Annotated in this window: 3 rRNA genes; all 3 read right to left on the reverse strand. The window is 55.5% G+C overall.

The annotated features are described in order from the left end of the window. Nucleotides 1-62: 62 nt before the first annotated feature. A 5S ribosomal RNA gene (gene rrf / locus BCR15_RS05225) occupies nt 63-179 on the reverse strand. Nucleotides 180-338: 159 nt separating this feature from the next. Then, nucleotides 339-3,448: ribosomal RNA gene (locus BCR15_RS05230) — 23S ribosomal RNA — on the reverse strand. Nucleotides 3,449-3,808: 360 nt separating this feature from the next. Further along, nucleotides 3,809-5,335, reverse strand: a 16S ribosomal RNA gene (locus tag BCR15_RS05235). Together the 16S, 23S and 5S rRNA genes form the textbook arrangement of a ribosomal RNA operon. Between the last annotated feature and the right edge of the window lie 106 nt (nt 5,336-5,441).

Here is a 5,441-nt window from a genome sequence, read left to right on the forward strand (position 1 = left end):
GGAAGACACACACACCGGCCAGGCCGGCAGGGTGTCTTCCCCCTCGCTGTATTCAAGTAAGTGTCCGGCGGCGTCCTAGTCTCCCACAGCGTCCCCGCTGCAGTACCATCGGCGCTGAAAGGCTTAACTTCCGGGTTCGGGATGGGACCGGGTGTTTCCCTCTCGCTATGGCCACCGGAACAACCACCACGGTCACCCGCGGCCAGTTGAATCCGATCAACACAACACACTATTCACATATAGCTTTCGTGGGCCATGGACCCGGACAACCAGACACGACTGGGCGACCGAAAACCATCAACCAACAACTTCACAGTGGACGCGTAACATCTTTGTAGAAAGACAAGCCCTCGGCCTATTAGTATCGGTCAGCTCCATGCATTACTGCACTTCCACATCCGACCTATCACCCCATGGTCTATAGGGGGCCTTACCAGATTAATCTGTGGGAGCCCTCATCTTGAAGCGTGCTTCCCGCTTAGATGCTTTCAGCGGTTATCACTTCCCAACGTAGCCAACCAGCCGTGCTCCTGGTGGAACAACTGGCACACCAGAGGTTAGTCCGTCCCGGTCCTCTCGTACTAAGGACAGCTCTTCTCAAGACTCCTACGCGCGCAGCGGATAGGGACCGAACTGTCTCACGACGTTCTAAACCCAGCTCGCGTGCCGCTTTAATGGGCGAACAGCCCAACCCTTGGGACCGACTCCAGCCCCAGGATGCGACGAGCCGACATCGAGGTGCCAAACCATGCCGTCGCTATGGACGCTCGGGCAAGATCAGCCTGTTATCCCCGGGGTACCTTTTATCCGTTGAGTCCTGGCGCTTCCATGTGCCACCAGAAGATCACTAGTCCCGACTTTCGTCCCTGCTCGAGATGTCTCTCTCGCAGTCAAGCTCCCTTGTGCACTTACACTCGAAACCTGATTGCCAACCAGGCTGAGGGAACCTTTGGGCGCCTCCGTTACCTTTTAGGAGGCGACCGCCCCAGTCAAACTACCCATCAGGCACTGTCCCTGAACCGGATAACGGTCCAAAGTTAGATAACCAGAGTGACCAGAGTGGTATTTCAACGATGACTCCACCCGAACTGGCGTCCGGGCTTCACAGTCTCCCACCTATCCTACACAAGTCACACCGATCACCAATACCAAACTATAGTAAAGGTCCCGGGGTCTTTCCGTCCTGCTGCGCGTAACGAGCATCTTTACTCGTACTGCAATTTCGCCGAGTTCGTGGTGGAGACAGCGCCCAAATCGTTACTCCATTCGTGCAGGTCGGAACTTACCCGACAAGGAATTTCGCTACCTTAGGATGGTTATAGTTACCACCGCCGTTTACTGGGGCTTAAGTTCAAGGCTTCGCCGTGAGGCTAACCCTTCCCCTTAACCTTCCAGCACCGGGCAGGAGTCAGTCCGTATACATCGTCTTACGACTTAGCACGGACCTGTGTTTTTAGTAAACAGTCGCTTGGGCCTGGTCTCTGCGACCCTCAACGCTTTCGAAGCAAGTTCTACTACGCATCGGGTCCCCCTTATCCCGAAGTTACGGGGGTATTTTGCCGAGTTCCTTCACCACGATTCTCTCGATCGCCTTGGTATTCTCTACCTATCCACCTGTGTCGGTTTGGGGTACGGGCGGCTCATATCTCGCTCACGAAGCTTTTCTAGGCAGCATAGGATCACTCTTACGACCACACACATGCGGCCGACCCATCATGTCTCAGACACAAGAGGTGCGGATTTGCCTACACCTCGCCCTACACACTTAGCCCGGGGATATCCAAACCCGGGAAGAGCTACCTTCCTGCGTCCCTCCGCAGCTTGCCTACTACAAGATCGGGTCACGCACTCAACCAACCACAGACCCGAAGGTCCGACGGCCGGCCTCACGCGCTTAGCATCACTCGCCTCAACACGGACGATATTTCGCCGGTACGGGAATATCAACCCGTTGTCCATCGACTACGCCTGTCGGCCTCGCCTTAGGTCCCGACTCACCCAGGGCAGATTAGCTTGACCCTGGAACCCTTGGATATTCGGCGGACGGGTTTCTCACCCGTCATTCGCTACTCATGCCTGCATTCTCACTCGTGTGCTCTCCACGGCCGGGTCACCCCGCCGCTTCACCGCGCACACGACGCTCCCCTACCCATCCACACAGCCTCACGGCCTAAACATGTGAATGCCATAGCTTCGGCGGATAACTTGAGCCCCGCTAAATTGTCGGCGCAGAATCACTTGACCAGTGAGCTATTACGCACTCTTTCAAGGGTGGCTGCTTCCAAGCCAACCTCCTGGTTGTCACCGCAACTCCACATCCTTTTCCACTTAGTTATCGCTTAGGGGCCTTAGCTGATGATCTGGGCTGTTTCCCTCTCGACTATGAAGCTTATCCCCCACAGTCTCACTGCCGCACTCTCACTTACCGGCATTCGGAGTTTGACTGATTTCGGTAAGCTTGTGGGCCCCCTAGACCATTCAGTGCTCTACCTCCGGTAAGAAACATACGACGCTGCACCTAAATGCATTTCGGGGAGAACCAGCTATCACGGAGTTTGATTGGCCTTTCACCCCTATCCACAGCTCATCTCCTCGGTTTTCAACCCAAGTGAGTTCGGGCCTCCACGACGTCTTACCGTCGCTTCACCCTGGCCATGGATAGATCACTCCGCTTCGGGTCTAGAGCACGCGACTGAAACGCCCTATTAGGACTCGCTTTCGCTACGGCTACCCCACACGGGTTAACCTCGCCACGTACCACTAACTCGCAGGCTCATTCTTCAAAAGGCACGCCGTCACCCCACCCCAAAGGGCAAAGCTCCGACGGATTGTATGCGGCCGGTTTCAGGTACTATTTCACTCCCCTCCCGGGGTACTTTTCACCTTTCCCTCACGGTACTTGTCCGCTATCGGTCACCAAGGAGTATTTAGGCTTAGCGGATGGTCCCGCCAGATTCACGCGGAATTTCAGGGGTTCCGCGCTACTTGGGAATCACTCAAGGGAGTGACCAGCATACGTCTACAGGAGTCTCACCTTCTACGCCACGCCTTCCCAGACGCTTCGACTTCACTGATCATTTCTTACTCCCCGGTCGCACGGCAGCACAACCAAGAACAACCCCACAACACCCCCACTGCAACACCTGCCGGCTATCACACAGTAAAGGTTTGGCCTCTTCCGCTTTCGCTCGCCACTACTCACGGAATCACTATTGTTTTCTCTTCCTACGGGTACTGAGATGTTTCACTTCCCCGCGTTCCCTCCAACTGCCCTATACATTCAGGCAGAGGTCGCCGGACATGACTCCGGTAACTTCAAGGTTTCCCTATTCGGACATCCCCGGATCACAGCTCGTTTACCAGCTCCCCGAGGCTTATCGCAGGTTACAACGTCCTTCATCGGCTCTTGGTGCCAAGGCATCCACCGACCGCACTTAGTAGCTTGTCAAAATCTACAAAGATGCTCGCGTCCACTGTGAAATTATCAACACACACACGGAAAACCAGCCCACCCACCACACAAGCAGCAGCAGACCAGCCCCGCACAGAGAAAACCGATCACCCAACAGGCAACCGACCCCTCAAAACCCAACAACGTACTCCACGACACCCACCCCCAACACCCAGCCCACTTTCCACACCCCAACAGGAGCAGTACTCACAAACCAGACACCAGGAGACAGACATCTCCAGCCAATGTTCCACAAACCAGAGCCACCAGGCCCAGTGACACTCGCACCAGAAACCCGGCAACACATCAACCACCACCCACCCCCACAGGGACAAGCAGCAGCCAACGGCTCCTTAGAAAGGAGGTGATCCAGCCGCACCTTCCGGTACGGCTACCTTGTTACGACTTAGTCCTAATTACCGGTCCCACCTTCGACAGCTCCCCCCCGCAAAACGGGTTAGGCCACCGGCTTCGGGTGTTACCGACTTTCATGACTTGACGGGCGGTGTGTACAAGCCCCGGGAACGTATTCACCGCAGCGTTGCTGATCTGCGATTACTAGCGACTCCGACTTCATGGGGTCGAGTTGCAGACCCCAATCCGAACTGAGACCGGCTTTTTGAGATTCGCTCACCCTCACAGGCTCGCAACTCTTTGTACCGGCCATTGTAGCATGCGTGAAGCCCTGGACATAAGGGGCATGATGACTTGACGTCATCCCCACCTTCCTCCGAGTTGACCCCGGCGGTCTCCTATGAGTCCCCGGCATGACCCGCTGGCAACATAGGACGAGGGTTGCGCTCGTTGCGGGACTTAACCCAACATCTCACGACACGAGCTGACGACAGCCATGCACCACCTGTAAACCGACCCAAAAAGGGGGCACCTATCTCTAGATGTTTCCGGCATATGTCAAACCCAGGTAAGGTTCTTCGCGTTGCATCGAATTAATCCGCATGCTCCGCCGCTTGTGCGGGGCCCCGTCAATTCCTTTGAGTTTTAGCCTTGCGGCCGTACTCCCCAGGCGGGGTACTTAATGCGTTAGCTACGGCACGGAGAACGTGGAATGTCCCCCACACCTAGTACCCACCGTTTACAGCGTGGACTACCAGGGTATCTAAGCCTGTTTGCTCCCCACGCTTTCGCTTCTCAGCGTCAGGAAAGGTCCAGAGAACCGCCTTCGCCACCGGTGTTCCTCCTGATATCTACGCATTCCACCGCTTCACCAGGAATTCCATTCTCCCCTACCTTCCTCAAGTCAGCCCGTATCGAAAGCAAGCTCAGAGTTAAGCCCTGAGTTTTCACTCCCGACGCGACAAACCGCCTACAAGCTCTTTACGCCCAATAAATCCGGACAACGCTCGCACCCTACGTATCACCGCGGCTGCTGGCACGTAGTTAGCCGGTGCTTCTTCTGTGGGTACCGTCACAAAAAACTTCGTCCCCACTGAAAGCGGTTTACAACCCGAAGGCCGTCATCCCGCACGCGGCGTTGCTGCATCAGGCTTCCGCCCATTGTGCAATATTCCCCACTGCTGCCTCCCGTAGGAGTTTGGGCCGTATCTCAGTCCCAATGTGGCCGGTCACCCTCTCAGGCCGGCTACCCGTCGAAGCCTTGGTGAGCCACTACCTCACCAACAAGCTGATAGGCCGCGAGTCCATCCCAGACCAGAAAACCTTTCCAACAAACCCCATGCGAGGAAAGCTGAATATCCGGTATTAGCACCTGTTTCCAGAAGTTATCCCAGAGACTGGGGCAGGTTACTCACGTGTTACTCACCCGTTCGCCACTCGTGTACCCCCGAAGAGGCCTTACCGTTCGACTTGCATGTGTTAAGCACGCCGCCAGCGTTCGTCCTGAGCCAGGATCAAACTCTCCGTCGAAAAAACAAAAACCAACCACCACCAAAGGCAGCAGCCAGCCAAAAATGTTTCAATCAACAAAAACTTCAACCACTGACAAAGACCCAAAAACTGGATCAATCAATCA

This window comes from Tessaracoccus lapidicaptus (assembly GCF_001693815.1).
GTDB classification, from domain to species: Bacteria; Actinomycetota; Actinomycetes; order Propionibacteriales; family Propionibacteriaceae; genus Arachnia; species Arachnia lapidicapta.